1 protein-coding gene and 1 pseudogene are annotated in these 568 nt (G+C 57.4%); both read left to right on the top strand.

Features of this window, described 5'->3' with window-relative positions:
• A pseudogene (locus WLY71_RS30705) lies at positions 1–315 on the top strand (short-chain dehydrogenase); the annotation flags it as partial.
• Positions 316–349: 34 nt separating this feature from the next.
• The coding region (locus WLY71_RS30700) for a hypothetical protein (protein WP_347806582.1) at positions 350–568 on the top strand (219 nt) is incomplete at its 3' end.

Here is a 568-nt window from a genome sequence, read left to right as displayed (position 1 = left end):
GCCTTGGCCCCGGCCGCGCGCACTGGAATGACCGAGCAGGTGTTCGCCGATACCATGAAAAAACCTGAAGAGGGCTTCGACTACTTCGCTCCGGAAAACGTTGCGCCGCTGGTGGTCTGGCTCGGCTCGCAAGCGTCCAGTGCGGTCAACGGGCAGATGTTCGAAGTCGAGGGCGGCAAGTTGTCGATTGCCGACGGCTGGCGTAGAGGTCCGGAATTGGACAGGCAAGGGCGTTGGGCGGTGGGCGAGGTGGGTCAGGCGGTAGAGCAATTGATGGCCCGGGCGGTGCCGGCGGCGAAAGTGTACGGCAGCTGATGGGGCCGCCCTAAGGGGATCAAGCACTTGGTGCTTGGTCCTGTTTCTCTTTTTGGGGCTGCGCAAAACTATCCAGGGACTTCGGGATTTCCAATCCCTCTATATAGAAGGATTCGTTTTGCTCTCCTATATAGAGAAAGGAAACGGGCTGTTTTCCGGCGTACTGCAAGTGTTTGATAGAAAAGCGCAATTAAGGGTTGACGGCAGATTCTGGAAGTCTATAATTCGCCCCACTTCCTGCGCAGTCGAAACG

Origin of the sequence: Pseudomonas rossensis (assembly GCF_039888995.1) — a bacterium.
GTDB lineage: Bacteria > Pseudomonadota > Gammaproteobacteria > Pseudomonadales > Pseudomonadaceae > Aquipseudomonas > Aquipseudomonas rossensis.
This window is presented reverse-complemented; position numbering and strand designations above follow the sequence as displayed.